Annotated in this window: 21 protein-coding genes, 11 tRNA genes, 2 pseudogenes and 1 riboswitch; of the genes and pseudogenes, 8 read left to right on the top strand and 26 right to left on the bottom strand. The window is 41.0% G+C overall.

Going from position 1 to position 24,324, the window contains the following annotated elements; genetic code table 11:
• Window positions 1–13: 13 nt before the first annotated feature.
• Genes SK578_RS03370 through SK578_RS03355 form a run of 4 tightly spaced genes read right to left on the bottom strand, consistent with a single transcriptional unit; the run spans window position 14 to window position 4,633 of the window.
• The gene (locus SK578_RS03370) at window positions 14–1,756 is read right to left on the bottom strand and encodes an ABC transporter ATP-binding protein (protein WP_042750564.1); all 1,743 of its coding nucleotides are present in this window, start codon (window positions 1,754–1,756) and stop codon (window positions 14–16) included.
• Complete coding sequence (locus tag SK578_RS03365) at window positions 1,746–3,491, bottom strand: ABC transporter ATP-binding protein (RefSeq protein ID WP_042750562.1); 1,746 nt, start codon at window positions 3,489–3,491, stop codon at window positions 1,746–1,748. The genes SK578_RS03370 and SK578_RS03365 overlap by 11 nt, the downstream gene beginning before the upstream one ends.
• A gap of 54 nt (window positions 3,492–3,545) precedes the next feature.
• Window positions 3,546–4,181 (bottom strand): DUF421 domain-containing protein, encoded by a 636-nt coding sequence (locus SK578_RS03360; protein ID WP_000174454.1) that lies wholly within the window; start codon window positions 4,179–4,181, stop codon window positions 3,546–3,548.
• Window positions 4,178–4,633 (bottom strand): DUF3290 family protein, encoded by a 456-nt coding sequence (locus tag SK578_RS03355; RefSeq protein WP_000675343.1) that lies wholly within the window; start codon window positions 4,631–4,633, stop codon window positions 4,178–4,180. Before SK578_RS03355 ends, SK578_RS03360 begins: the two co-directional genes overlap by 4 nt.
• A 133-nt stretch (window positions 4,634–4,766) precedes the next feature.
• Here SK578_RS03355 and SK578_RS03350 point away from each other — a divergent pair, with 133 nt between their 5' ends.
• From SK578_RS03350 to SK578_RS03335, 4 genes are all read left to right on the top strand, one after another.
• The gene (locus SK578_RS03350; RefSeq protein ID WP_042751475.1) at window positions 4,767–5,594 is read left to right on the top strand and encodes an exodeoxyribonuclease III; all 828 of its coding nucleotides are present in this window, start codon (window positions 4,767–4,769) and stop codon (window positions 5,592–5,594) included.
• 11 nt (window positions 5,595–5,605) lie between these two features.
• The gene (locus SK578_RS03345; RefSeq protein ID WP_042750557.1) at window positions 5,606–5,992 is read left to right on the top strand and encodes a bleomycin resistance protein; all 387 of its coding nucleotides are present in this window, start codon (window positions 5,606–5,608) and stop codon (window positions 5,990–5,992) included.
• 230 nt (window positions 5,993–6,222) lie between these two features.
• Window positions 6,223–6,318, top strand: a riboswitch (purine riboswitch).
• 122 nt (window positions 6,319–6,440) lie between these two features.
• Window positions 6,441–7,022: a xanthine phosphoribosyltransferase gene (locus SK578_RS03340; protein ID WP_042750555.1), complete on the top strand. Its 582-nt coding sequence runs from the start codon at window positions 6,441–6,443 to the stop codon at window positions 7,020–7,022.
• Entirely contained in the window at window positions 7,022–8,284 is a 1,263-nt protein-coding gene (locus SK578_RS03335) for a nucleobase:cation symporter-2 family protein (RefSeq protein ID WP_004256021.1), read from the top strand. The genes SK578_RS03340 and SK578_RS03335 overlap by 1 nt, the downstream gene beginning before the upstream one ends.
• 54 nt (window positions 8,285–8,338) lie before the next feature.
• On the opposite strand, the gene SK578_RS03330 is transcribed toward SK578_RS03335, so the two are convergent.
• A complete protein-coding gene (locus SK578_RS03330; protein WP_042750552.1) occupies window positions 8,339–9,829 on the bottom strand; it encodes a Sau3AI family type II restriction endonuclease in 1,491 nt (496 codons plus the stop codon).
• Between the two features lie 116 nt (window positions 9,830–9,945).
• On the opposite strand from SK578_RS03330, the gene SK578_RS03325 reads away from it, so the two are divergent.
• Window positions 9,946–11,211: a DNA cytosine methyltransferase gene (locus tag SK578_RS03325; RefSeq protein ID WP_042750550.1), complete on the top strand. Its 1,266-nt coding sequence runs from the start codon at window positions 9,946–9,948 to the stop codon at window positions 11,209–11,211.
• A gap of 45 nt (window positions 11,212–11,256) precedes the next feature.
• On the opposite strand, the gene SK578_RS03320 is transcribed toward SK578_RS03325, so the two are convergent.
• From SK578_RS03320 to SK578_RS03310, 3 genes are all read right to left on the bottom strand, one after another.
• Window positions 11,257–11,661, bottom strand: a complete 405-nt coding sequence (locus SK578_RS03320) for a PaaI family thioesterase (protein ID WP_000651223.1) — start codon at window positions 11,659–11,661, stop codon at window positions 11,257–11,259.
• 69 nt (window positions 11,662–11,730) lie between these two features.
• On the bottom strand, window positions 11,731–13,212 hold the full coding sequence (locus SK578_RS03315; RefSeq protein ID WP_042750547.1) for a UDP-glucose--hexose-1-phosphate uridylyltransferase: 1,482 nt from the start codon (window positions 13,210–13,212) through the stop codon (window positions 11,731–11,733).
• A gap of 18 nt (window positions 13,213–13,230) precedes the next feature.
• Complete coding sequence (locus SK578_RS03310; protein WP_042750544.1) at window positions 13,231–14,409, bottom strand: galactokinase; 1,179 nt, start codon at window positions 14,407–14,409, stop codon at window positions 13,231–13,233.
• 164 nt (window positions 14,410–14,573) lie between these two features.
• Here SK578_RS03310 and galR point away from each other — a divergent pair, with 164 nt between their 5' ends.
• Complete coding sequence (gene galR / locus SK578_RS03305; protein ID WP_042750543.1) at window positions 14,574–15,578, top strand: DNA-binding transcriptional regulator GalR; 1,005 nt, start codon at window positions 14,574–14,576, stop codon at window positions 15,576–15,578.
• 33 nt (window positions 15,579–15,611) lie between these two features.
• Here galR and SK578_RS03300 read toward each other — a convergent pair whose 3' ends face one another.
• The gene (locus SK578_RS03300; RefSeq protein WP_042750541.1) at window positions 15,612–16,502 is read right to left on the bottom strand and encodes a cation diffusion facilitator family transporter; all 891 of its coding nucleotides are present in this window, start codon (window positions 16,500–16,502) and stop codon (window positions 15,612–15,614) included.
• A gap of 132 nt (window positions 16,503–16,634) precedes the next feature.
• On the opposite strand from SK578_RS03300, the gene SK578_RS03295 reads away from it, so the two are divergent.
• Window positions 16,635–17,171 carry a TetR/AcrR family transcriptional regulator gene (locus SK578_RS03295; protein WP_004235331.1) on the top strand — a complete coding sequence of 179 codons (537 nt, stop codon included), beginning with the start codon at window positions 16,635–16,637 and terminating at the stop codon, window positions 17,169–17,171.
• Window positions 17,172–17,308: 137 nt separating this feature from the next.
• Here SK578_RS03295 and SK578_RS03290 read toward each other — a convergent pair whose 3' ends face one another.
• The 5 genes and pseudogenes from SK578_RS03290 to SK578_RS03275 all read right to left on the bottom strand — a co-directional run bounded on the left by SK578_RS03290 (window position 17,309) and on the right by SK578_RS03275 (window position 21,572).
• Window positions 17,309–18,829 (bottom strand): ABC transporter permease/substrate-binding protein, encoded by a 1,521-nt coding sequence (locus SK578_RS03290; RefSeq protein WP_042750539.1) that lies wholly within the window; start codon window positions 18,827–18,829, stop codon window positions 17,309–17,311.
• A complete protein-coding gene (locus SK578_RS03285) occupies window positions 18,822–19,550 on the bottom strand; it encodes an ATP-binding cassette domain-containing protein (RefSeq protein ID WP_042750538.1) in 729 nt (242 codons plus the stop codon). Before SK578_RS03285 ends, SK578_RS03290 begins: the two co-directional genes overlap by 8 nt.
• Before the next feature lie 14 nt (window positions 19,551–19,564).
• Window positions 19,565–19,756: pseudogene (locus SK578_RS10480) on the bottom strand (nuclear transport factor 2 family protein); the annotation flags it as partial.
• A 34-nt stretch (window positions 19,757–19,790) separates the two neighbouring features.
• Complete coding sequence (locus tag SK578_RS03280) at window positions 19,791–20,234, bottom strand: MarR family winged helix-turn-helix transcriptional regulator (protein WP_042750535.1); 444 nt, start codon at window positions 20,232–20,234, stop codon at window positions 19,791–19,793.
• A 144-nt stretch (window positions 20,235–20,378) separates the two neighbouring features.
• Complete coding sequence (locus tag SK578_RS03275; RefSeq protein ID WP_042750532.1) at window positions 20,379–21,572, bottom strand: O-antigen ligase family protein; 1,194 nt, start codon at window positions 21,570–21,572, stop codon at window positions 20,379–20,381.
• A 282-nt stretch (window positions 21,573–21,854) separates the two neighbouring features.
• Between SK578_RS03275 and birA the strand changes: the two genes are divergently transcribed.
• Window positions 21,855–22,790, top strand: a complete 936-nt coding sequence (birA, locus tag SK578_RS03270) for a bifunctional biotin--[acetyl-CoA-carboxylase] ligase/biotin operon repressor BirA (RefSeq protein WP_042750530.1) — start codon at window positions 21,855–21,857, stop codon at window positions 22,788–22,790.
• 44 nt (window positions 22,791–22,834) lie between these two features.
• Here birA and SK578_RS03265 read toward each other — a convergent pair.
• The 12 genes and pseudogenes from SK578_RS03265 to SK578_RS03210 form a co-directional block, all read right to left on the bottom strand.
• A pseudogene (locus tag SK578_RS03265) lies at window positions 22,835–23,083 on the bottom strand (ISL3 family transposase); the annotation flags it as partial.
• A gap of 242 nt (window positions 23,084–23,325) precedes the next feature.
• Window positions 23,326–23,413 (bottom strand) — tRNA-Ser (locus SK578_RS03260).
• A 6-nt stretch (window positions 23,414–23,419) separates the two neighbouring features.
• Window positions 23,420–23,493: transfer RNA gene (locus SK578_RS03255), tRNA-Ile, on the bottom strand.
• A gap of 35 nt (window positions 23,494–23,528) precedes the next feature.
• Window positions 23,529–23,599, bottom strand: a tRNA-Gly gene (locus SK578_RS03250).
• Between the two features lie 20 nt (window positions 23,600–23,619).
• A tRNA-Phe gene (locus SK578_RS03245) sits at window positions 23,620–23,692 on the bottom strand.
• A gap of 3 nt (window positions 23,693–23,695) precedes the next feature.
• Window positions 23,696–23,769, bottom strand: a tRNA-Met gene (locus SK578_RS03240).
• Window positions 23,770–23,779: 10 nt separating this feature from the next.
• Window positions 23,780–23,869: transfer RNA gene (locus SK578_RS03235), tRNA-Ser, on the bottom strand.
• Window positions 23,870–23,881: 12 nt separating this feature from the next.
• Window positions 23,882–23,955, bottom strand: a tRNA-Ile gene (locus tag SK578_RS03230).
• A 13-nt stretch (window positions 23,956–23,968) separates the two neighbouring features.
• Window positions 23,969–24,042, bottom strand: a tRNA-Met gene (locus SK578_RS03225).
• A gap of 5 nt (window positions 24,043–24,047) precedes the next feature.
• Window positions 24,048–24,121 (bottom strand) — tRNA-Pro (locus SK578_RS03220).
• Between the two features lie 15 nt (window positions 24,122–24,136).
• Window positions 24,137–24,210 (bottom strand) — tRNA-Arg (locus SK578_RS03215).
• Between the two features lie 11 nt (window positions 24,211–24,221).
• Window positions 24,222–24,307 (bottom strand) — tRNA-Leu (locus tag SK578_RS03210).
• Between the last annotated feature and the right edge of the window lie 17 nt (window positions 24,308–24,324).

Here is a 24,324-nt window from a genome sequence, read left to right as displayed (position 1 = left end):
AAATCAAAGAGTATTAGGACATGGCCCCGGCCTGCAAACTATACATCTTGTGATAGGTTCCTCCCAGAGCCAAGAGTTCCTCATGGGTTCCACTCTCGATGATGCGCCCCTTGTCCAAAACATAGATACAGTTGGCGTCTTGGATGGTCGAAAGACGGTGAGCGATGGCAATGGTTGTCCGTCCCTGTCTCATCTTAGCCAGAGAAGCTTGAACCAAACTTTCTGTTTCAGAGTCAATATTGGCTGTCGCTTCATCCAAAATCAGGATTTTAGGCTGACTGGCGACTGTTCTGGCAAAGGCAAGAAGCTGACGCTGACCAGTAGAGAAGCTCGACCCACGCTCAGAAACAGGGGAATCATAACCCTGAGGAAGTTCTTGAATAAAGGAATCTGCATCCACGAAAGCAGCTGCATTCTGGACCTCTTCGTCACTGATTTTTTGGTACATGGCGATATTGGACTTAATGGTTCCATGATAGAGGAAGGGATCCTGCAAGACCAGACCGATGTTTTTTCTCAACTCTTCCTGACTGTAGTCCCTAATATCCACATCATCCAAGAGAACTCGCCCTGACTGAAATTCATAAAAGCGCATGAGGACATTGATAATCGAAGATTTCCCTGAACCTGTATGGCCTACAAATGCAATGGTTTCACCCTTATTAACAGAGAAAGAAATGTCATCAAGAATCGGATGTTTGCCATCATAAGAGAAACATACATGTTCAAACCGAATATTACCTTCTGTAATCTTTGCTTGGCTATCCTTTTGAAGGGGTTCATAGGTCCTCTCGTCAATCAAAGCAAAGACACGACCTGCAGAAACCATAGAAGTTTGAAGGGTTGAAAAGTTTTGCGTCACTTCAATCAAGGGGTCAAAGAGACGATTGATATACTGGATAAAGGCATACATGGTTCCAGCTGTTATTCCCAGATAAAGTCCACGGTAGCCAAAATAAGCCATTAAAACTGCATATCCTAGGAGTTTCAGCAAACTCATGGCAGGGCGCAAAAAGAGGGCATCCAAGGCTACAGAACGGTTGGCATAGACCAAGTGTTCTTGGTTGATTTCATCAAACTCTGACTGTAGGCGCTTCTCTTGATTAAAGGCCTGGATAATCCTGATTCCTTCGATGTTTTCGGCCAGCTTACTATTGATATCTGACAAGAGACTTCTGGTTTTCTCAATGATTTTCACTGATTTTTTCCGATAGAGATTGACCAAAAGGAAAATCAAGGGGAGAAAGAGCAAGACTAATGCAGTCAAACGAAAATCCAACACCAACATGGTATAAAGAGTTGTCAGAAAGATGAAAACTGCTGAGATAAAGCTAGATAAAATCCCTGAAAACATATCACTGATGGTCTCGGTATCATTTGTCAAACGAGAGACGATAGAGCCTGCTGGCGTCTTGTCAAAGTAAGACATGCCCAGCTTCTCCATATTATCAAAGGCATCGCGACGAATATCCCTAACAATACTGTAAGACACGCGCGCAAAGAGAAGATTACCGACATACTGAACTACAGTTTGTAGAATATAAAGGCCATAGTAGGCCAGCAAAACGGTCACAGCGAGTTGGTTGAGATTGCTGAGATACTGGTCAATAAAGTGGGAAGCCACAAGGGGAATGACACTTTTAATGACCGTCGTCGCTAGTAGAAAACTAAGTGCCAAAAAAGTCAGGAGCCCATAAGGCTTGAGATAAGACATCAAGCGCTTCAATACAGTCCATTGTTCTTGTTTATTCTGCATCTTCTTCTCCTTTCATTTCCAGCTGCTGAGACTGGTAGGTTTGAGCATACCAGCCATCCAAAGCTAGCAAGTCTTCGTGTGTGCCCTGTTCAATAATTTGACCATTTTGCAGAACCAAGATTAGATCTGCATGGACAACTGCACTGAGGCGATGAGCCGTAATAATGGTTGTCTTGTCCTTTCGCGTCTCCTTGAGGTTGTCGATAATCGCATACTCTGTCTTGGCATCCACGGCGGACAAAGAATCGTCTAAAATCAAGATATCAGGGTCTAAAATCATAGCTCGACTCATGGCCAGACGCTGCTTTTGACCTCCAGAAAGACTGACTCCCTTTTCACCAATCAGTGTATCAAATCCTTGAGGCATGTCTACAATGTCTTGATAAACTTGAGCTAGCTTAGTCGCTTCCTCGACCGCTGAAAGGGGCAAGTTAGGATTGCCAAATCGGATATTGTCTAAAATAGAAGTCGCAAAGAGGAACTGGTCCTGAGGAACATAGCCCATAAGACTACGAAGATCTGTCAGACGATAGTCACGAATATTATGACCGTTTAGGTAAATAGCACCCTTATCCACATCGTATTCACGTAAGAGGAGCTTAATCAAGGACGTTTTTCCAGAGCCTGTTTGACCAACCAAGCCCAATGTTTGCCCTTTTTCCAGACTAAAGTGAACATTTGTCAGTGTTTCCTCATTTTCAAAGGCAAAGCTATCAATGACATACTGCAAGCGCCCATTTTCAATACTGTCTAGAGGAAACTCAGGGTCTTGTACAGGTGATTCCTGAAACAAAAGTTCCTCAATCCGCTGGTAGGAAACCTTTCCTCTTTGAGTGATATTAAAGAGGAAACCAATGGCCATGAGAGGCCAAACCAACATATCCAAATAGCTGATAAAGGTTACTAGATTTCCAACTGTAATCTTCCCTTCCTGAACCATCAAGGAGCCGACCAAGAGGGTTAACACATAGGATGAACCAACAAATAAGAGAACCATGGGGTCAAAGAGACTATCGTATTTCATGGTTTGCAGGTTCTTTTGGAAGGTCAATTCATTGACTGCCTGAAAGGACTTCAACTCGTCCGCCTGGTAACCGAAAGACTTGGTCACTTTAATACCTGATACAGACTCCTGTACCTTGTTATTAAGTTCGGAAAAGGCAGCTTGGGATTCGCCAAAGGCCTTGTGGGTCTTTCTCCCTAGACGACTGGTCGCATAAGCCATGAAAGGCAGGGGAAGAATGGCAACCAAGGTCATCTGCCATGAAATGCTAAAGAGCATGGTCAACAAGGTCACTAAAGCTGTGATTGAGGCATCAACCGCTGACATAACCCCTCCCCCTGCCAGACGCGTTAAGGCATTGATATCGTTGGTTGCGTGTGCCATCAGGTCCCCCGTCCTATAGGTTTGATAAAAGGCTGGAGACATTTTTGTGAAATGCTCAAACAAGCGAGAGCGCATAATCTGTCCCAGACGGTAGGAAGTCCCGAGGATATACATCCGCCAAACATAGCGCAGATAGTACATACCAAAGGCTGCAAGAAGCAAGTAAAATAGGTCAAGAAGGAGGTCCTGCTGGGTTAATTGCCCCGATGTGATAGCATCAATGACCCGCCCCATGACCATGGGGGGAATGAGGTTGAGGACGGAAACCAAAACCAGGGCCACAATCCCGACTAGATAACGGCGTTTTTCTAACTTGAAAAACCACCAAAGTTTTTGAATAATGGACATAAAATCCCTTTCTGATTGCAAATAGAAACCTGAGGCCAAGACCCCAGGTTTTTCTTATTCATAGGTTACGACTGTGACGGCACCCTTGTCATACTCAGCGATAAAGATATTGGCTACATTGTCATGTCCTTGCTTGTTGAGGTTATCAAGCAACCACTCTTCGCTACGACCAATCGATTCCAAAACATCAACTTGAATCACACCGTCAGTCACAACTGGATACTTAGGATTTTCATCTCCCATTTGGACCACGATGAGTTGGCCATTTTGCTCCTGCACAGCTCGTTTGACCTGTTTCATCTGGAAAATTCCTTGGCTACGAAGTTTGAGAGCAACTTCTGCTGCAGACAAGCCAACTGAACGACAGGCTTCTGGGTCAATCTGCCCATTTTTGATAAGGAGAGTTGGTTTTCCATCAATCAAGCGTTTGACAAAACGAACATTGTTATTGAGCCACTTGAGGGTCAAGACCAAAATCGTCCACATCATCAAAATCACTGCGTACTGCAGGATACTGATTGAACTATTGTAAATCACCCCACCGATGATACCACCAAGAACATAGTTCTGAATTTGGTCTGTAGCAGAGTTAGGTGCTAGATTCCCCTTTCCTGTCACATTAATAACAAAAACAAGAGAGAAAAGACCCAAGGCCAGTTTGATTAAAATTTCCATATAATTGAGTGTCATTTGTTTACCTCCACCAATTCAATAGCGTCTGTTTGATGCAATTCTAATTTCTCTAAAAGATACTTGTCTGGTTGGCTCCCGTTCATGGCACGATAGAAATTTGAACCTACCTTGATAAGTGCTCCATCAGTGGCTGCAGAAGTATTGACATAAACTTCTGATTTATCCACTCCCAAGTCTTTGGAAACAACCTCTATGAAATGAAGGGAGGTTTGAAATTGGTTGTTAGAGGCTTGATTGGTCTGGTATTTTGAGATTGTCACCAAAAGCATGGCCACCAAGGTCAAGGCCAAAATCATGACCAATTCCCGAAACTTAGTCCCCTTTTTATCTCGATAGGCTTTAAAAGCAAAAAATCCTGTGATAGCTAGGAGCACAATCCCAAAGCCAATCATCATTCCATTTTGCTGACTGATTTGGCTAAGTACATAGTCATATGAGTAAAATTTCATTTATTTTCACTCCCTTTCATAAAATCATTCTTAATTATAAACGAAAGAGAGTGATTTTTCAAGCCATACGTTGGGGAAATGGACCTTTTTTTGGTATAATAAAATCTATAATCTGAATGAAAAAGGTAACTTTATGAAACTCATCTCATGGAATATTGATTCCCTCAATGCTGCCCTAACTAGTGACTCAACTCGTGCCAAATTGTCCCAAGAAGTACTACAAACCTTGGTCGCTGAAAATGCTGATATCATCGCTATCCAAGAAACCAAGCTTTCTGCCAAGGGTCCTACTAAAAAACACTTGGAAATTTTAGCTGAACTCTTTCCAAACTACGAAAACACGTGGCGTTCTTCTCAAGAACCTGCCCGCAAAGGCTATGCTGGAACCATGTTCCTTTATAAGAAAGAACTCACACCCACTGTCACTTTTCCAGAAATCGGTGCCCCTTCTACCATGGACTTAGAAGGTCGCATCATCACTCTAGAATTTGATGAATTTTTCGTGACCCAAGTTTACACTCCAAACGCTGGCGACGGCCTCAAACGTTTGGAAGAACGTCAAGTATGGGATGTCAAATATGCTGAGTATTTGGCTCAACTAGACAAAGAAAAACCAGTCCTTGCAACCGGTGACTACAATGTGGCCCACAATGAGATTGACCTTGCAAATCCTGCTAGCAACCGCCGTTCACCAGGATTTACCGACGAGGAGCGTGCTGGATTTACCAACCTTTTAGCAACTGGATTTACTGATACCTTCCGCCACATTCACGGCGATGTTCCAGAACGCTACACTTGGTGGGCACAGCGCAGCAAGACCTCTAAAATCAATAATACTGGCTGGAGAATTGACTACTGGCTCACAAGTAACCGCATCGCTAACAAGGTGACTAAGTCTGATATGATCGACTCGGGAGCTCGCCAAGACCATACACCTATTGTCATGGAGATTGAACTCTAAGGAGAAAACGAATGGACTATCAAGCTGTCATTCCTGAATTTGTAGTATCTGACATCGAAAAATCACGCCACTTCTACTGCAACCTGCTAGGATTCTCTGTCGAATACGAGCGTCCAGAGGAGAAATTTCTCTTCCTCTCGCTTGAAGACTGCCAACTTATGCTAGAAGAAGGCAGCGTAAAAGAATTAGCTCAGCTGACCTATCCTTTCGGGCGCGGTGTCAATATTTCCTTTGGCATTGCAGATGTTCCTCAGCTCCACCAAAAACTGCTGGAAGCTGACTATCCTATCCATCGTCCCCTGACAAAAAGAGAATTTCGAGTAGGAGATAGCTTTATATATCCCCATGAATTTGCGATTTTGGATCCAGATGGCTATTTTTTAAGATTTAGCGAGTAGAATAATAAAGATTTGGAAAAAGTCTTTAAAGTAAAAAAGACATATTGTCAAGTGTTTAAAAACTTGATAATATGCCTTTTATGATGGAAAAACCTTCTAAATGTTAGCCAATAAGTTGATTTTTGCCTATTTTTATTATATTTGTTCGTTTTTAAAACCAAAACACTAACAAAATATTTGATTTCTAAAGTTATTTAGTGTAAAATAAAAACATTGGCTCAAGCCTATTTAAAATTGAATATCATTTTACTTGTTTATGTCGTGAATTGGCACGACGTTTCTACAAGGTGCCGGAACACCTAACAATAAGTAAGTCAGAGTGAGGTATGGCCGTTTTTGCCATGCCTATTTGGGGGACTTGCTTAGAGATTAAGTAAGTTCTTTTTCTATTTCTTGCTAGAAACTATAAACAAGCAAATGGATTGGCTTTTAGACTTTAGGAGGTCTTATGAAATTATTAGAAGAGCGCATCCTCAAGGATGGGCATATCTTGGGTGATAACATCCTCAAGGTGGATTCCTTTTTAACCCACCAAGTTGACTTTAGCTTGATGCGAGAGATTGGTAAGGTTTTTGCGGAAAAATTTGCTTCTGCTGGTATTACCAAAGTCGTGACCATTGAAGCGTCAGGTATTGCCCCAGCCATTTTTACAGCTGAAGTCTTAAACGTTCCCATGATTTTTGCTAAAAAAGCTAAAAACATCACTATGAACGAAGGAATCTTAACTGCCGAAGTTTACTCCTTTACCAAGCAAGTGACCAGTACCGTTTCTATCGCTGGAAAATTCCTCTCACCAGAGGACAAGGTCTTGATTATCGACGATTTCCTTGCTAATGGCCAAGCTGCTAAAGGCTTGATTCAAATCATCGAACAAGCTGGTGCCACAGTCGAAGCTATCGGTATTGTGATTGAAAAATCCTTCCAAGATGGCCGTGATTTGCTTGAAAAAGCAGGCTATCCTGTCCTATCACTCGCTCGTTTGGATCGTTTTGAAAATGGTCAAGTCGTATTTAAGGAGGCAGATCTCTAATGCAAACTCAAGAAAAACATTCACAAGCAGCCGTTCTTGGCTTGCAGCACTTACTAGCCATGTACTCAGGATCTATCCTGGTTCCCATCATGATTGCGACAGCCCTTGGCTATTCAACTGAGCAGTTGACCTACCTGATTTCCACAGATATCTTCATGTGTGGGGTGGCAACCTTCCTCCAACTCCAACTCAACAAATACTTTGGAATTGGACTCCCAGTCGTTCTTGGAGTTGCTTTCCAATCCGTCGCTCCCTTGATTATGATTGGGCAAAGCCATGGTAGTGGTGCTATGTTTGGTGCCCTTATCGCATCAGGGATTTACGTGGTTCTTGTTTCAGGCATCTTCTCAAAAGTTGCCAATCTCTTCCCATCTATCGTAACAGGATCTGTTATTACCACGATTGGTTTAACCTTGATTCCTGTCGCTATTGGAAATATGGGAAATAACGTTCCAGAGCCAACTGGTCAAAGTCTCTTGCTTGCAGCTATCACTGTTTTGATTATCCTCTTGATTAACATCTTTACCAAAGGATTTATCAAATCTATCTCTATTTTGATTGGTCTGGTTGTTGGAACTGCCATTGCTGCTAGCATGGGCTTGGTTGATTTCTCTCCTGTTGCGGCAGCACCGCTCGTCCATGTCCCAACTCCACTCTACTTTGGGATGCCAACCTTTGAAATCTCATCTATTGTCATGATGTGTATCATCGCAACAGTGTCTATGGTTGAGTCTACTGGTGTTTATCTAGCCTTGTCTGATATCACAAAAGATCCAATCGACAGCACGCGCCTGCGCAACGGTTACCGCGCAGAAGGTTTGGCCGTACTTCTCGGAGGAATCTTTAACACCTTCCCTTACACAGGATTTTCACAAAACGTTGGTTTGGTTAAATTGTCAGGTATCAAGACTCGCCTGCCAATCTACTACGCAGCTGGTTTCCTGGTTCTCCTTGGACTCCTTCCTAAGTTTGGCGCCCTTGCCCAAATCATTCCGAGCCCTGTCCTCGGTGGTGCTATGCTGGTGATGTTTGGTTTTGTATCTATTCAAGGGATGCAAATCCTCGCTCGTGTTGACTTTGCTAACAATGAACATAACTTTCTTATCGCAGCAGTATCCATAGCTGCAGGTGTCGGACTCAACAACAGTAATCTCTTTGTCAGCATGCCGACAGCCTTCCAAATGTTCTTCTCAAACGGAATCGTTGTAGCCAGCCTACTCGCCATTGTCCTCAATGCAGTATTAAATCATAAAAAGAAATAAGAAAAAGAGGTGCGAGCCTCTTTTTTGTTTATCACAAGTTGATTATAAATATAATCAATCCCAATTCCCATCTAATATTTCTTTTATAAACTTCTTAGGCATCCAAAAGGAGTGTTTTGTAATCCTACGCCCATCTGGAAGTTCATCCGTATCAGATAGTGAGCCTTTCCCAACAAATTTTCCTTTTTCAATTTCATAATAAGCATTGGTAGCATGTAATTTCGTAAATAGGATTCTATTTATCTTACTTTGAGGGAAATTAGTTGAAACTTTATTACCATTTTGAGTTAATTTAACTCCGTCAGAAATAATTTGTCTAGTTTCCTGCCACACTCTTTGGATTTCTTCTAATTGTCTATCTTGAAATCCCCAAAATTTGATAGAATCTAATACAAATAGCTTAGGTTCAATTTCCTTAAAAATAACGAAGAGGAATCGTTTATTATAAATTTCATTATAGACATGTGACGATTCCCAACTATCTGTTTCTGCTAATTCTTTAAAACAATAAGTTTTAAATGGAGAGTCTTCCTTAGGTAAATTATTCTTATCTACTCGAATAACTCTCAAATTCATGTTTGCTTTCTGAAATTCTTTAGTCTTATCTAAATCCCCTGTTAAACCTAAAATTTTTCTAATCAGAGTACTATTCTTACCTTTTGCTTTGGGATTCACTTCAAATCTATCATATAACTCTTGTTCAGAGAAACCTTTGTAGGAAAGAATCTTCTCTGCAATAACCTCAGTAAATGACTTTTTTTCACCCCTAAAATTAGCCAGAACACTTTCTTGATCTGATTGGTTAAAGATTTTATGATTAATCAGATAGGTCATATAACTTGATTTTAATTCCCAAGCTCTTTGTTTGGCTAATTCATGACTAAAAGGTTGTTGTCTTAAATCCTTTCCTTTACCTGCTCCTTTTGTACAAGTTGATAAATAGTTTCCATCTGATTCTGATAATTCATGCGCCCTTCCATTTTTGATTTTATCTGTAATTTTCTGATAGTCTTCAAGGATGACTGCCATATCCTCCTCAAACCATTCATATAAAAATATTTTTTCAATGACATAGTCCTTCATTGTTTGATTAGGAATTAAGCCATTGTAAAACAATAACAAAATCTTTGCACATTTTTTCCATAAATGAGTGGAGTAAAAATCCTCTAAATTTTCCTCCATATAGTTTAGTATTGTTAATACAAGTCGTTCTTTTGCACTAAGTGTCCCATTTTTGTTTATCTTAAAAGGAGTAACTTTTAATTCTACACCTATTTTTTCAAAGTCAGCTTCCGAGTCACTATTTGGCTGGTAGCCATAGAAATATTTTTCAATATAATTTCCATATTGCCCTTTTGACTTCATACTAATTGCTTTATCTTGTACCTCAGAGACTACTCTATCATTATAATCGTCATATGATTTATAAAGCGAACGATTATACTCTTCCATAACATCGGAAAATTTTCTATTTAATAGTTTGTGAGAATATTCAATAACACTATCGATATCTTCATCGTTATAGTTAAATAAGTTTTGATCCATTTTCTTCTCCTATCTTTTATATTATATCAAATTAAACTAAAGCAAACATTAATACTTGATCAATCATTGAAAATAGTATATAATGGATTAAACTGTAAAAAAATGAAGGAGAAAAGATGAAAGTTCTCGAACTATTTGCTGGAGTTGGCGGTTTTCGGATAGGATTAGAAAATGCCGATAAGCAACTCTTTAAAACAAAATGGGCAAACCAATGGGAACCATCTCGTAAATCTCAAGACGCATTTGAGGTCTATGATTATCACTTCCCCAATAGCGAAAACATCAATATTAGTATCTCTGATATAACAGACGAACAATTTTCCAAAATGGATGCCGATATGATTGTCGGTGGTTTTCCTTGCCAAGATTACTCTGTTGCGCGTAGCAAGAAAAATGAGAAAGGTATTGAAGGAAAAAAAGGAGTTTTATTTTGGGAAATCATTAGAGCAACGGAAATCATTAAACCCAAATACTTAATTCTGGAAAATGTGGATAGGCTTTTAAAAGCGCCCTCAAAACAGAGAGGACGTGATTTTGCAATCATGCTAACAGCTTTTAATAATCTTGGATATTCTGTAGAGTGGAGAGTTATTAATGCTGCTGAGTATGGAAGAAGCCAACGAAGACGTCGTGTATTCTTTTTCGTTTATCGAAATGATACAGTCTTTGCCCAAAAAATTGACAATCTTTACGAAAAAAATGAAGAAATCTTTGAAGATAATAGGTATAGTGACTATATTTTCAATCAAGGTCTATTTGCGAAACAATTTCCTATTAAACCTATAGCAGTTAAAAATCGTCATGTATTTTATGAGTTACCAAATGATATAGTTGAAGTTTCAGATACTTTTACTGGTACTGTTTGGAATACAGGAATTATGAGACATGGAAAATACTATTCTATTGATACAGAACCTAACTACAATGGTAATCCGATTACTCTAGGAGAAATTCTTCAAGATGAATCTGAAGTACCTGAAAAATATTTTTTAACTGATAAGGCTAAACTAGAAAAATTTCAATATCTTAGAGGACCTAAAAAAATTGAGCGAACATCCTCTGACGGACATCAATACATCTATTCAGAAGGAGGAATGTCCCCTTATGATGATTTAAACCTTCCAGGAAGAACAATGCTTACATCCGAAGGAACTGTTAATCGTTCCACACATTTATTATTTGTAAACAATAAATATAGATTAATTACCCCCATTGAAGCTGAACGCCTTCAGGATTTCCCAGATAATTGGACAGCTAAAAAGAAACTATCTGACGGTTCTATTGTAGAGGTATCTGATAAAATGAGAATGTTTTTTATGGGAAATGCTTTAGTTACTGAAATTGTAAAAGAAATTGCTAAGTTTATTAAAGAAATTGATTGATTTATCTGAAACTAAAAAAGAGGTACGAGCCTCTTTTTTAGTTATCTATATCCTTACCTGTCTGTCTTCTGACCGTTGGCCTGTAACAAACATGGTAAAGGTTGCTTTACAGACATTTCTGCCTTCTTGATTGGTGATATCGACATCCACGACGCAAGTTGTGCGTCCTTGGTGGACACATTCTCCTTTAATGGTCAGCACATCGTCGAGTTTTCCTGCTTTGAGGTAGTTGATAGAAGACTGGAGCGTCACTCCATCAAGCCCCAGAGATATGACCACCAAACCACTGATCTGGTCGCAAAGGGTAAAGAGATAGCCACCATGGGCATTGCCATAGTAGTTGAGAGACGAGTCCACTACTTTGGTCGTCACCACAACGTGACCATCTCTCATTTGTTCAATTTCGTAATTTTCAAAGGCAGATATAGCGTCAAAATGAAAGTCTTTCATCGTTTCCTCCTGATATTTCAAACGACACTATGATACTACTTTTTATAGGACTGTGCAAGGAGAAAGCTCCTAGTCTGGCAAAATTCCGACCTGCTCCACAAAGCGCATAAAGGCTGCCTGTCCTTGTTCTGTCTGCTTGTAGACTCCTGCGTCCTCAAGCACACGCGCAAAGATAGCACCAACAGAGTCCTTGACGATTTCAAGGGCTTTTTCTTTATCTGTTAGGGCTGGATATTGGGCTCTAAGTTGGTCTGCCCATTCCTGATGATAATCGGAAACTGTAACAGCTTCTCCCACGAGATAGCTAGCGACTTGCTCCACTTCTTCTTTCAGACGTGGTGGCAAGATTGCCAAGCCCATGACCTCAATCAAGCCGATATTTTCCTTCTTGATATGTTGGACATCCTTGTGAGGATGATAGATGCCATCAGGATGTTCTGCAGAAATCTGATTGTCCCTCAAGACCAAGTCCAACTCAAATTGTCCATTACGTTTACGAGCAATTGGTGTGATGGTGTGATGCAGTGTCTCGTCTGTCTCTGCCAAAATCTGCACTGCAGAATCTGAATACTGACGCCATTCCTGCAAAATCTTGTCAGCTAAGTTGATCAAATCTTCTTTGGAATCCGAAGTCAAACGCAATACTGACATTGGCCATTTGACAATGCCAGCCTTGACCTGCTCAAAACCAGCAAATAGGAAGGTCTTTTGCAGAGGAGCCAATTCCATAGGAAATACGTGACGGCCTCCCTGATAGTGATCATGAGTCAGAATAGAGCCTCCCACGATTGGCAGGTCGGCATTAGAGCCTGCAAAATATCCTGGAAACTGCTCTACGATAGCAAGCAGACGTTCAAAGCTCTGACGACTAATGGCCATGGGACGATGCTGGCCATCTAAGAAAATACAATGCTCATTAAAGTAAGCATAGGGCGAATACTGGAAGCCCCACTCCTGACCAGCCATTTCAAAACGGATAATACGGTGGTTGCTGCGAGCTGGGTGGTTAACTCGACCATGGTAGCCCTCATTCTCTAGACAAAGCTGACACTGGGGATAATTGCTAGCTTGCACCAACTTGGCTGCCGCAATCTCTTTGGGATCCTTTTCAGGCTTAGAGAGGTTGATGGTAATTTCAAGTTCACCGTAATCAGACAGAACACGATAAGCGATATTTTTAGCAATGGCCTTGAGTTTAATGTAGTCATTCTTCTGACTGAGTTGGTAGAAATCCGCTATCGCTTGCTCAGGAGACTGGGCGTAGGTTGCCCAAAAGTCACGATTGACCTGACTCGGACAAGGGGTCACCAAGTCCATCAATTCAGCACCAAGGATTTCACGCGCAGTCTGACTATCCTCAATCGTCTCTAATCGAACGGCTTCCTCAACCAGCTGGTCCTTGAGATCAATCAATTTATCCAGATTGGTCTCAACTTCCAAAACACCATCTCCCACTCGTGCCAAGACACGATTGGTCAGGTAGATTCGATCCATTTCCTCAAATGAACTTTCAGAAATAATATGTGTTACAAATTTATCTACTAAGGTCACTATAGAGCCTCCTTTTGATTAGTCAAGGACGCGAGTGCCACCTGCAACTTCAGCAATATAGAAGCTTGGAGCGTAGCCAACTACTTCCTCGTAGTGTTTGCCTACAGCTTCCTTAAAGTCCTCAACAGCATCTTTTTGCACCAAGGCAATGGCACATCCGCCAAAACCTGCCCCTGTCATACGAGCACCGAGAACACCTTCCTGAGCCCAAGCAGTATGAACGAGGGTATCCAATTCCAAACCAGTCACTTCATAGTCATGTTCTAGAGAAACGTGTGACGCATTCATCAAGCGACCAAATGTTTCCAAATCACCTGCTTGAAGGGCTGCTTGAGCTTTAAGGGTACGTTGGTTTTCAAGCACAGCATGGCGAGAACGTTTCAAACGATTTTCGTCTTTAATCAGATAGCTGTATTGGTCAAAGGCCCACTCGTCCAACTCACCCAATGTCTGAATATCCAAGGCAACTTGCAATTCTTCTACTGCTTTCTCACACTCAGCACGGCGTTCATTGTATTTAGAGTCTGCTAGTTCACGGCGTTTGTTGGTATTCATGATAACAACAACATTGTCCTTCAAATCAAGCGGCACCAAGTCATACTCTAAAGTGTTAGTATCTAAGTAAATAGCACGTTGGTCAGCTCCCATACCGATAGCAAACTGGTCCATGATACCAGAGTTGACTCCGATAAAGTTGTTTTCTGTTTGTTTGCCGATTTTAACCAAATCGAGACGCTCTAATTTTAAATCAAAAAGATGCTCAACCACGACCCCTGTCAAGAGTTCCAAAGATGCCGATGATGACAAGCCAGCACCATTTGGGATATTCCCATAAACATAAAAATCAAACCCTTTGTCAATGACATGCCCAGCTTCTTGCAAGAAATGAAGAACCCCTTTTGGATAGTTGGTCCAGTTGTGCTCTTTTTCAAACTTGAGATCCGCTAAAGGCACTTCGATAATGCCCTTATCCTCAAAGTTGGCTGAGTAAAAACGCAAGACTTGGTCGTCACGTTTGCGAGCTGCCCCATAAGTTCCCAAAGAAATAGCAGCTGGAAAAACGTGCCCACCGTTGTAGTCCGTGTGTTCACCAATCAAATTGATACGGCCTGGTGAAAAGAAGGTTTGATCTGCTTCTTGACCAAAAACAGCAAGAAAGTCTTTGCGAAGGGCTTCTGCAGTAAGATGTTGTGTCATATAAATTCTCCTTTGACTGTCCGTTAAGCTACCTTAACGTGTAATCGTTTTCTTCTATTGTATCCAAGGGATTTCCCAAGGTCAATCCTTTTTACTAAAATTTTACTAAACTATCGGTAAAAGGCAGAAAAATATGATATACTAACCTAAAAGAAGGAGGATTTATGGCTACCTTAAAAGACATTGCACAGCTAGCCTCTGTCTCTATCGCGACCGTATCCCGTGTCCTCAATCGCGACCAGAGCCTATCTGTTACAGAAGAAACCAGACACCGTATTTTGACCGTTGCTGAAGAGCTGGGCTACACCAAACACCTCAAGACAGGCGAATCCCATAAACCCAAGCAGAAGATTGCCATTATCCAATGGGTCAGCGAACAAGGGGAGCTGGACGACCTCTACTACTACCAGATTCGTCTAGGAATTGAAAAAAGAGCCCAAGAATTGGACTATGATATCTTGCGCTATTTCAATGACCATCCTTTCACCCTAAGCGAGGAAGTGATTGGAATTCTCTGCATCGGAAAGTTTAGCCGTGCTCAGATTTCTGCCTTTGAGGAATACCAAAAACCTCTTGTATTTCTAGACAGCGATACACTGTCCCTGGGACATACCTGCATTATCACGGACTTTTACACTGCCATGAAACAGGTTGTCGATTATTTCCTCAGTCAAGGGTTGAATCGCATTGGGATTCTAACAGGTCTTGAAGAAACAACTGACCAAGAAGAAATCATTGAGGATAAGCGGCTGGAAAATTTCAGAAACTACAGTCAAACAAAAGAAATCTATCATGATGAACTGGTCTTTCAAGGAAGCTTTACTGCCCAGTCTGGCTATGACTTGATGAAGGAGGCTATTCAGAGTTTGGGAGACCAACTCCCGCCAGCATTTTTTGCAGCTAGCGATAGTTTAGCCATCGGTGCCCTCCGTGCCCTCCAAGAAGCTGGAATCAGCCTGCCAGACCGCGTCAGTCTTATTTCCTTTAACGACACCAGTCTGACCAAACAGGTCTATCCTCCCCTCTCCAGCATCACCGTCTATACCGAAGAAATGGGCCGAGCAGGTATGGATATTCTTAACAAGGAAGTACTCCACGGTCGCAAAATCCCTAGCCTGACTATGCTGGGAACCAGACTGACTCTGAGAGAGAGTACAAGGAATGAATAGGATAACAAAACGACCTCTAGCGAGGTCGCTTTTCTAATGATGATGCCCATGCTTCTGCTCTAATTCTCTCACCCTCCGCTTATGTTGCGCATGATTGCTTTGACTGCTATCTACTTCAATAGTGATATTCTGCACGCCTCTTTCTTCTAAACATTGACGCACCACTTCTTTGGTTTCCATCATCTGTTCCCAGTCCTTGATACAAATGTGAACAATAGCATTATTCTCTAGACCATCCATGGACCAAATGCTAAGTTGATTGACACTGTTGACATTGGGTAGAGCCTCTAAATCCTTCTCCAAATCACTTGTCTCGACTCCTTCTGGCACAGCATCTAGGAAAATTTTCAGTGCGCTCCAAAAGCGAGGAATGGCTTTCGACAGAATAAAGATAGAAATAACTAGTGATAAAAGCGGATCGAGGATATACCAGTCCGTAAATCGAAGAATAATCGCCATTAGAATGACGGCCAACCAACCAAGAGTGTCTTCCAAAAAATGCAGGCTAAGAATTGACTCGTTCTTTGTTTTCCCCTTACGAACTACCAGACTTGCTAGCACATTAATGGCTACTGCAATGATTCCCAGCCAGAGGATGCCTTCCTCATTGACGGGTTGCGGGTGAACAATCTTTGTGACATTTTCCAAGATCACTAGGACAGACCCTATCATAAGAATCACAGCCGTTAGCATGGCTCCTAAAAGACTAAAACGTTTGTAACCCAAGGTGTACTGTCTATCTTCTTCACGGTTTGAAATTGTTTCTAAAAGGGCTGAGATGCCAATGGCTATAGCATCTCCCAAGTCATGAACGGAATCAGCAAGAACTGCACTCGAACCAAATATTCCACCTGCAATAAACTCGACAATGGCATAAGTCAAATTTAAGAAAAAAGCTAACCAGATAGATGTTTTAGAACTCATTTCTCTCCCTCCTTTGGTATAATGGGTATATACATACTTCTTTCATTTGTATTATCTAATAAAATTCAAAGAAAGGATAGAAGCAAACTGTCAGCCATGTTCAGTTCTGAACAGTTTGTCTCAAGTGTCTACATGCCAAAAAGAGACCGTCGAGTCAGCAAGACGAAAAAAGCCATCTATCAAGCTTTTTTACAACTTTTGAACGACAAAGGCTATGATGCCACTACTGTTCAGGATATCATTGACCTAGCAGATGTTGGGCGTTCTACTTTTTACTGTCACTATGAAAGCAAGGAACTCCTTTTAGATGAGCTCTGTCGCTACCTCTTTCATCATCTCTTTGAAAGGGAAGGACACTTTACTACCGAGGACTACCTCGCACATATCTTTTTACATTTTCAGAAAAACCAGGACCATGTTACCAGTCTGCTATTTTCCAAAAATGACTACTTCCTCCGTCAACTCCATAAAGAGCTAGAACACCATGTCTATCCCATGTTGGCTGATGAGTTAAAAGAAGCCCACACTAATCTGCCTACTTCTTACCTCCAACACTTGGTCGTGTCCAACTTTATCGAGACATTGACCTGGTGGCTCAAAAAAGGACAAGACTTTACATACCAGGAAGTTGTCCAGTTTTATCTAGACCTTCTCATTCCTAAAAATTGAATACAGAGTAGAGCTCAGTTGCCTTATTTCTAGGCTACTGAGTTTTCATCTTTTCAACAATCAAAAAAGCCCAGACAACATTGTCTGAGCAGTTTTCTATATGGTCGTTTAACAAAGTTGAGTTTGACATTTTCAAACTATTTCTTCAACAAACCTTGTTCTTGTAGAAACTCCTTGGCTACTTGTTCTGCTGACTTGCCTTCAACACCGACTTGGTAGTTGAGCTGGCTCATCTGGCTTTCAGTAATTTTACCAGCCAATTTATTGAGAACTGTTTCCAACTCTGGATGTTTCTTGAGAAGAGCTTCTTTCATGAGTGGTGCCCCTTGATAAGGTGGGAAGAGTTGCTTGTCATCTTCCAAGACCTGCAAATCATAACGCGCCAATTCCGCATCAGTTGAATAGGCATCCGTGATTTGAATATCGCCTGACTGAATTGCCTGATAGCGAAGGGCTGGCTCCATGGTCGCTACATTGAGGTTAAGACCATACATTGATTGCAAGCCCTTATTTCCATCTTCACGGTCATTAAATTCGAGAGTAAAGCCTGCCTTCAACTGTCCTTCCACTTTTTTCAAGTCCGAAATGGTCTTCAAGCCATATTCTTGAGCAATTTTCTTCGGAACAGCTACAGCGTAGGTATTTTGATAAGACATGGGTTTGAGATAGGCTAGATGATCCTGTTTAGCAATGCCATCACGCGCTACATCATAAACCTGCTCTGGCTCATGACCTACTTTAGGTGATGGCTGAAGCAAACTTTCAGTCACCGTACCAGTAAATTCAGGATAGATGTCAATATCGCCTTTTTTCAGAGCTTCATAGAGAAAGCTTGTTTTCCCAAAATTCGGTTTAACAGTCGCAGTCATGCTGGTATTTTCTTCAATCAGTAACTTATACATATTAGCCAAAATTTCTGGTTCCGGTCCCAATTTTCCAGCAATGATCAAGTTCTCTTTCTCTTTTTGAACCAAAAGAGCTGGACTATAAGATAAACCGAGCAATATTGTCACCAAGGCAAAACCAGAAAAAATCGTCCGCAATTTTGCTTTTTCCATCACTTTTAGTAGGAAGTTAAAGGCAATGGCAAGCACTGCAGAAGAAAGGGCACCAATCAAAATCAGACTGGCATTATTACGGTCAATTCCCAAAAGGATAAAGGAACCCAGCCCCCCTGCCCCAATCAAGGCAGCCAAGGTTGCTGTACCAATAATTAAGACAGCTGCCGTCCGAATCCCAGACATGATAACAGGCATGGCAAGCGGAATTTCAAACTTCTTGAGACGCTCCCATCTAGTCATCCCAAAGGCAATCCCAGCCTCTTGCAGACTCGGATCAATTCCCTTGAGTCCAGTGATAGTATTTTGCAAAATCGGAAAAATCGCATAAATCACAAGAGCTGTCAAAGCTGGTAAGGTCCCAATTCCCATCAAGGGGATAAAGAGCCCCAGCAAGGCCAGAGACGGGATGGTCTGGAAAATCCCTGCAATCTGCAAAACCCAATCCGCCAACTTCTCATGATAGCGAAGATAAACAGCCAAAGGAATCGCGATAAAAATAGCCAGCAACAAGGTCAAAAGTGACAACTGCAAATGCTGAGATAGAGCTGTCAACCAATCACTAAAACGATCCTGAAAAGTTGCAATTAAATTAGTCATGAACACTACCTCCAAACAAGTCTGCTACAAAGTCTGTTGCAGGAGCTTTTAAAATCGTCTCGGGATTCGCCACCTGACGAATCTCTCCATCCTGCAAAACAGCAATACAGTCCGCCAATTTCAAAGCTTCATCCGTATCATGGGTCACAAAAATCGTTGTCATCCCAAACTCTTTATGCAATTCTTTCGTCAGAACCTGCAACTGTTTGCGAGAAATAGCATCTAAGGCTGAAAAAGGTTCATCCATGAGAAGAATCTTAGGCTGACCAATCATAGCACGAACAATACCGACCCGTTGCTGTTCTCCACCAGATAATTCACTCGGAAGTCGATGCCCATACTCAGCCACTGGTAAACCAACCTTAGCCAAAAGCTCTTCAGTTTTATTAGCAATTTCTTCCTTAGTCCACCCTTTCATCTCAGGAATCAGGGCAATATTTTCTGCAACCGTTAAATTGGGAAACAGTGCAATGGCCTGTAAAACATAACCAGTAGAAAGACGCAGTTCCCGCTCATCATAGTCTTTGATGCGTTTACCATCCATATAAATATTTCCATCAGTCGGTTCCAAGAGACGGTTAATCATCTTAATCATGGTCGTCTTACCGGACCCAGAAGGTCCAACTAAAACCATAAACTCTCCATTCTCAATACGTAAATTGACATCTCTCAAAACATCTTTTTCCGTGTAGCGTAGCGCTACATTTTTGTATTCAATCATTCTTTGTCCTCATTTTAAAACTTCCCTCGATTGGTCAGGTCTTCTACCTTAGGCATAACTTCCTTATTGTCCCAATGCTCAGCAATTTTCCCATTGTCTAGACGGAAGATATCGTACTGGGCATAAGCAAGGCCATCAATCTGAGTTTAACCATAACTAACCACATAGTTTCCTTGTCCTAAGAGTTGGAAAACAAAGTCAAAAGTGGCCTTTACTTATAAACAGCTAATTTGCTCCATTTTAAACCTCGTTTTCACCTTCTTTCAGATTAGCCAAAATTCTTTCTTGAAAGGCTTCAAACTGCCGAATTTCTTCCTCTGAAAATCCTTTGTAAAAGATCGTATCCAATTTCTGACTGACACGATGTCCCACTTCTTTCTGGGACTGCCCCAAATCTGTTAAAACTAGATACTTCTTACGCTTATCTTCTCCACATGGACTAACTGTTACAAGATTTTGTTCCTCTAGCTTTTTAATCATAGTCGTCAGCGTATTATTAGCAAGACCAGTCGCAATCGCAATATCTGTTGCAGTTGCACAGCCTGTTTCACTATTCCATAAAACCGCTAAAATCTTGCCCTGCTCACTCCGATAAAGAGCCTCAGGATCTTGGCTCAGTAAGTTTTGAAAAATCCGCCCATTCAACAAACGAATATGATGGGCTAGCAAATGACTATCTTTCATAACACCTCCAATTTATTTCGATATCGAAAAGAATAAAACAATTGTAACACTCATTATTCCAACTGTCAACTATTTCGATTTAGAAATAATTTTCCCCAGTAAAAAAATCTCCTACCCAAGATAGAAGATTTTAAACTTATAAACTTAATCCGTCATGTCCGATACCAACGTTCGATGCTCCAACGGAATGCTGCACATAACTAGTAAGAAAATGAAACCAGACTGAATCCAGAAGAGGGCCAAGTCAAAAATTCCATGCACAGCAACCACTGTAAGGAAAGATAGATAAAGACCGATAATCGGACGTTTCCCCGACTCCTGACTCATATCCATCATTAAACGAACAGGAGCAACAGAAGACAAAACTAATAAAATAGTCCCCACAATTCCGTAACTCAGAATCGTATCGATATAAAGACTATGAGCATGTTCATGATAAGGAGCATTTATTCGAGGATAAGAGTGCATATAGGTCAATGGCCCCTCACCCCAAAAAGGATTTTGCTTAAACAAGGCCATACCAGCATCCCAAATAGAAATGCGTTCTTCCATAGAAGAGTCTAAAGTCCCCATCCGAACTCCCAAATCACTGGAAAAGAGGAAACTCAAGCCAATCGCGAAAACCCCAATACTAAGCCAAAAGGCCTTCCAGTTTTTAATGGTCGTAAAGAGATAAATAATGGCTCCAGCGATAATAGCAGGAAAGGCAGTTCGATTTTGCGTAAAGTTCAATCCAAAGAAATTCACAAAGCCTGCAAACACACAGAATACTTTCAACCAATTCAACTTGGTCGTTGTAAACAGATAGAAGGCAATCATGATACAGAAACAACAAATAATTCCATAATAATTAGGATTAAAGAAGGTCACTTCTGCACGATTCTGATGCCACACCTGCATATTGGGTGAAAGAAAAGCATAGTTGAATTTCTTCACAATTTGGAAATGTTCTAAACTCGCAAAAGCAGCTGACAAGACGCTACCAAACAAGACGAGCTGCAAAATCAATCGAAAGAATTTATGTGATAAAATCGACTGATAATGCAAAAAGAAAACAGTAAATAGAAAAATTCCTACTGAAGCCACAACTCCCATCCAATTTTGTGCAAAAACGGATATAACAGTACTATAGCCAAGAAAAAGAAGCAGCATCGGATGCTCCCCCATTTTCTGAAGAATACTTTTCATGTCTCCTGTGAAAATTAAACTGATAATATATAAACAGAATACAACTACAAAAAGATAAAAGGGTAAAAAGATACTCAGGATAATTCCCAATAAAATCAGCTCTTTACTAGACAACCCTTTCAGCTTTTCAATAAAGCCTATTGATTTCAAAATGAATCCTTTCTCTCCAAATCAGTTGATTCAGATAATAGTAAGCTACCCTATATTGTACCACTTTTTTAGCAATTTGAAAACAAAGGAAACGTTTACTAGGTAAAAAAGGGCGCAAAAATACTAATATTTCAAAACTCAAACTTAATGACTAGATTTACTATAAGAAAATCATACCGTAAAGACTAGGTATATGTTAAAATAGTAGTAATATAATAAGGTTTTGACCAACTATCCGAACAATATTTAAATCATTTACAATTCCTAAAGAAAGGAAACACTATGAAATCCTACCAAGCCGTCTACCAAATTCTAGCTAAAGAAACCGACTATATCAGCGGAGAAAAAATCGCAGAAGAACTATCCCTAAGCCGAACATCAATTTGGAAAGCCATCAAGCGTCTAGAACAAGAAGGCATTGAAATTGATAGTATCAAAAACAAAGGCTACAAACTGGTGAATGGAGACCTTATTCTTCCAGAACTTCTAGAACAAAATCTTCCAATTAAAATAAGTTTTAAACCCGAAACAAAATCAACTCAACTAGATGCAAAAGAAGCAATTGATTTAGGGAATGAAGCAAACACCCTCTATATAGCTTCCTATCAAACAGCAGGCCGAGGTCGATTTCAACGTTCATTCTACTCACCACAAGGTGGCATTTATATGACACTCCATCTCAAACCAAATCTCCCTTACGACAAATTACCATCCTACACACTACTTGTAGCAGGAGCTGTCTACAAAGCCATTAAGAACCTAACTTTAATTGATGTCGACATAAAATGGGTCAATGATATCTACCTAAACAATCATAAAATTGGAGGAATCCTTACTGAGGCAATGACCTCTGTAGAAACTGGCTTAGTCACAGATATCATTATTGGAGTAGGTATTAATTTCACTATTAAAGACTTTCCTCAGGAATTAAAAGAAAAAGCTGCTAGTTTATTTAAAACACCAGCACCTATTACCAGAAATGAATTAATCATAGAAACCTGGCGGACTTTCTTCGAAACACCAGCAGAAGAGCTATTATACTTATACAAAAAACAGTCATTTGTTCTAGGAAAAGAAGTGACTTTTACACTAGATCAAAAAGACTACAAGGGACTTGCTAAAGATATCTCTGAAAATGGAAAACTTCTGGTTCAATGTGATAATGGAAAAGAAATCTGGCTAAATAGTGGCGAAATTTCACTCAAGAGTTGGAAGTAATAATAAACTAGCACAACCGTAAAATCAACAATATATACAAATTTTAGTATTTCTTCAGCCCAATACAGTTGAAAAAGAGCCATTTTAAGGAGAATTCTAGTAGGAATACCAGTCGTTTCTAGGTAAGGGGTCTTAGACGGTTTTTGAAAGTCATATTTCTTCATTTGACTTCCAGAACTAGGACAAGATGGGGCATTGTAATCCAGTTTCGCGATGATTTCCTTGTGAGTATCCCTATTGACGATATCTAAAATCTTGATATTTTGGTCTTTGATATCGAACAATTTTGTGATAAAATGTAACTATTCCATATGATTCTTTCTAATGATGGTTTGGTTGCTTTTCATTATAGATCATATGGAACTTTTTTCTACATAAAAATAGGATCCATAATATTTATAGGGGGGGTACCCACTACAAATATTATGGAGTCTTTTTATCGCTCTGAATACCAAAAAAGAAAGGACGAAATGTGTCCTTCCTAGAACTTAGCTTTTCTTCAACCCACTACAGTTGACAGAGAGTCGAAATTAAACGGAGAATAAGGGATTCGAACCCTTGCGCCAGTTACCCGACCTAACGATTTAGCAAACCGTCCTCTTCAGCCTCTTGAGTAATTCTCCTATTAATGGGCACGAGTGGACTCGAACCACCGACCTCACGCTTATCAGGCGTGCGCTCTAACCACCTGAGCTACGCGCCCAAGTTAAAAAACTTGGTAATTTGAACAAAGTTCAAAGCGGGTGACGAGAATCGAACTCGCGACAACAGCTTGGAAGGCTGTAGTTTTACCACTAAACTACACCCGCATAAATACTATAAATAAAAATGGCGCGAGACGGAATCGAACCGCCGACACATGGAGCTTCAATCCATTGCTCTACCAACTGAGCTACCGAGCCTTATTGCGGGAGCAGGATTTGAACCTACGACCTTCGGGTTATGAGCCCGACGAGCTACCGAGCTGCTCCATCCCGCGTTAATACAAAAGGAGGATGTGGGATTCGAACCCACGCACGCTTTTACACGCCTGACGGTTTTCAAGACCGTTCCCTTCAGCCGGACTTGGGTAATCCTCCATATTATTTAAATGGACCTTGTAGGACTTGAACCTACGACCACTCGGTTATGAGCCGAGAGCTCTAACCAGCTGAGCTAAAGGTCCAACAAGATCATTATAGCGGCGAAGGGGATCGAACCCCCGACCTCCCGGGTATGAACCGGACGCTCTAGCCAGCTGAGCTACACCGCCATATATCGGGAAGACAGGATTCGAACCTGCGACACCTTGGTCCCAAACCAAGTACTCTACCAAGCTGAGCTACTTCCCGAGTTAAATAGAAAAATGCACCCTAGAGGAGTCGAACCTCTAACCGCCTGATTCGTAGTCAGGTACTCTATCCAGTTGAGCTAAGGGTGCTCATTATATTATGCCGAGGACCGGAATCGAACCGGTACGATCGTTACCAATCGCAGGATTTTAAGTCCTGTGCGTCTGCCAGTTCCGCCACCCCGGCCTCTCAAAGCGAACGAC

The sequence above is a fragment of the Streptococcus mitis genome, assembly GCF_000722755.1.
GTDB classification, from domain to species: Bacteria; Bacillota; Bacilli; order Lactobacillales; family Streptococcaceae; genus Streptococcus; species Streptococcus mitis_CM.
Note: the sequence above shows the minus strand (reverse complement) of the source record. Positions and strands in the feature narration are given on the sequence as shown.

What these genes read in the sequence shown, in the direction of transcription:
- SK578_RS03340 (WP_042750555.1), top strand. Translation starts at nt 6,441, where the DNA reads ATGAAATTATTAGAAGAGCGCATCCTCAAGGATGGGCATATCTTGGGT.
- SK578_RS03365 (WP_042750562.1), bottom strand. Translation starts at nt 3,491, where the DNA reads ATGTCCATTATTCAAAAACTTTGGTGGTTTTTCAAGTTAGAAAAACGC.
- SK578_RS03290 (WP_042750539.1), bottom strand. Translation starts at nt 18,829, where the DNA reads ATGACTAATTTAATTGCAACTTTTCAGGATCGTTTTAGTGATTGGTTG.
- SK578_RS03280 (WP_042750535.1), bottom strand. Translation starts at nt 20,234, where the DNA reads ATGAAAGATAGTCATTTGCTAGCCCATCATATTCGTTTGTTGAATGGG.
- SK578_RS03360 (WP_000174454.1), bottom strand. Translation starts at nt 4,181, where the DNA reads ATGACACTCAATTATATGGAAATTTTAATCAAACTGGCCTTGGGTCTT.
- SK578_RS03355 (WP_000675343.1), bottom strand. Translation starts at nt 4,633, where the DNA reads ATGAAATTTTACTCATATGACTATGTACTTAGCCAAATCAGTCAGCAA.
- SK578_RS03335 (WP_004256021.1), top strand. Translation starts at nt 7,022, where the DNA reads ATGCAAACTCAAGAAAAACATTCACAAGCAGCCGTTCTTGGCTTGCAG.
- SK578_RS03345 (WP_042750557.1), top strand. Translation starts at nt 5,606, where the DNA reads ATGGACTATCAAGCTGTCATTCCTGAATTTGTAGTATCTGACATCGAA.
- SK578_RS03295 (WP_004235331.1), top strand. Translation starts at nt 16,635, where the DNA reads ATGCCAAAAAGAGACCGTCGAGTCAGCAAGACGAAAAAAGCCATCTAT.
- SK578_RS03370 (WP_042750564.1), bottom strand. Translation starts at nt 1,756, where the DNA reads ATGCAGAATAAACAAGAACAATGGACTGTATTGAAGCGCTTGATGTCT.
- SK578_RS03330 (WP_042750552.1), bottom strand. Translation starts at nt 9,829, where the DNA reads ATGGATCAAAACTTATTTAACTATAACGATGAAGATATCGATAGTGTT.
- birA (WP_042750530.1), top strand. Translation starts at nt 21,855, where the DNA reads ATGAAATCCTACCAAGCCGTCTACCAAATTCTAGCTAAAGAAACCGAC.
- SK578_RS03300 (WP_042750541.1), bottom strand. Translation starts at nt 16,502, where the DNA reads ATGAGTTCTAAAACATCTATCTGGTTAGCTTTTTTCTTAAATTTGACT.
- SK578_RS03350 (WP_042751475.1), top strand. Translation starts at nt 4,767, where the DNA reads ATGAAACTCATCTCATGGAATATTGATTCCCTCAATGCTGCCCTAACT.
- SK578_RS03320 (WP_000651223.1), bottom strand. Translation starts at nt 11,661, where the DNA reads ATGAAAGACTTTCATTTTGACGCTATATCTGCCTTTGAAAATTACGAA.
- SK578_RS03285 (WP_042750538.1), bottom strand. Translation starts at nt 19,550, where the DNA reads ATGATTGAATACAAAAATGTAGCGCTACGCTACACGGAAAAAGATGTT.
- SK578_RS03310 (WP_042750544.1), bottom strand. Translation starts at nt 14,409, where the DNA reads ATGACACAACATCTTACTGCAGAAGCCCTTCGCAAAGACTTTCTTGCT.
- galR (WP_042750543.1), top strand. Translation starts at nt 14,574, where the DNA reads ATGGCTACCTTAAAAGACATTGCACAGCTAGCCTCTGTCTCTATCGCG.
- SK578_RS03325 (WP_042750550.1), top strand. Translation starts at nt 9,946, where the DNA reads ATGAAAGTTCTCGAACTATTTGCTGGAGTTGGCGGTTTTCGGATAGGA.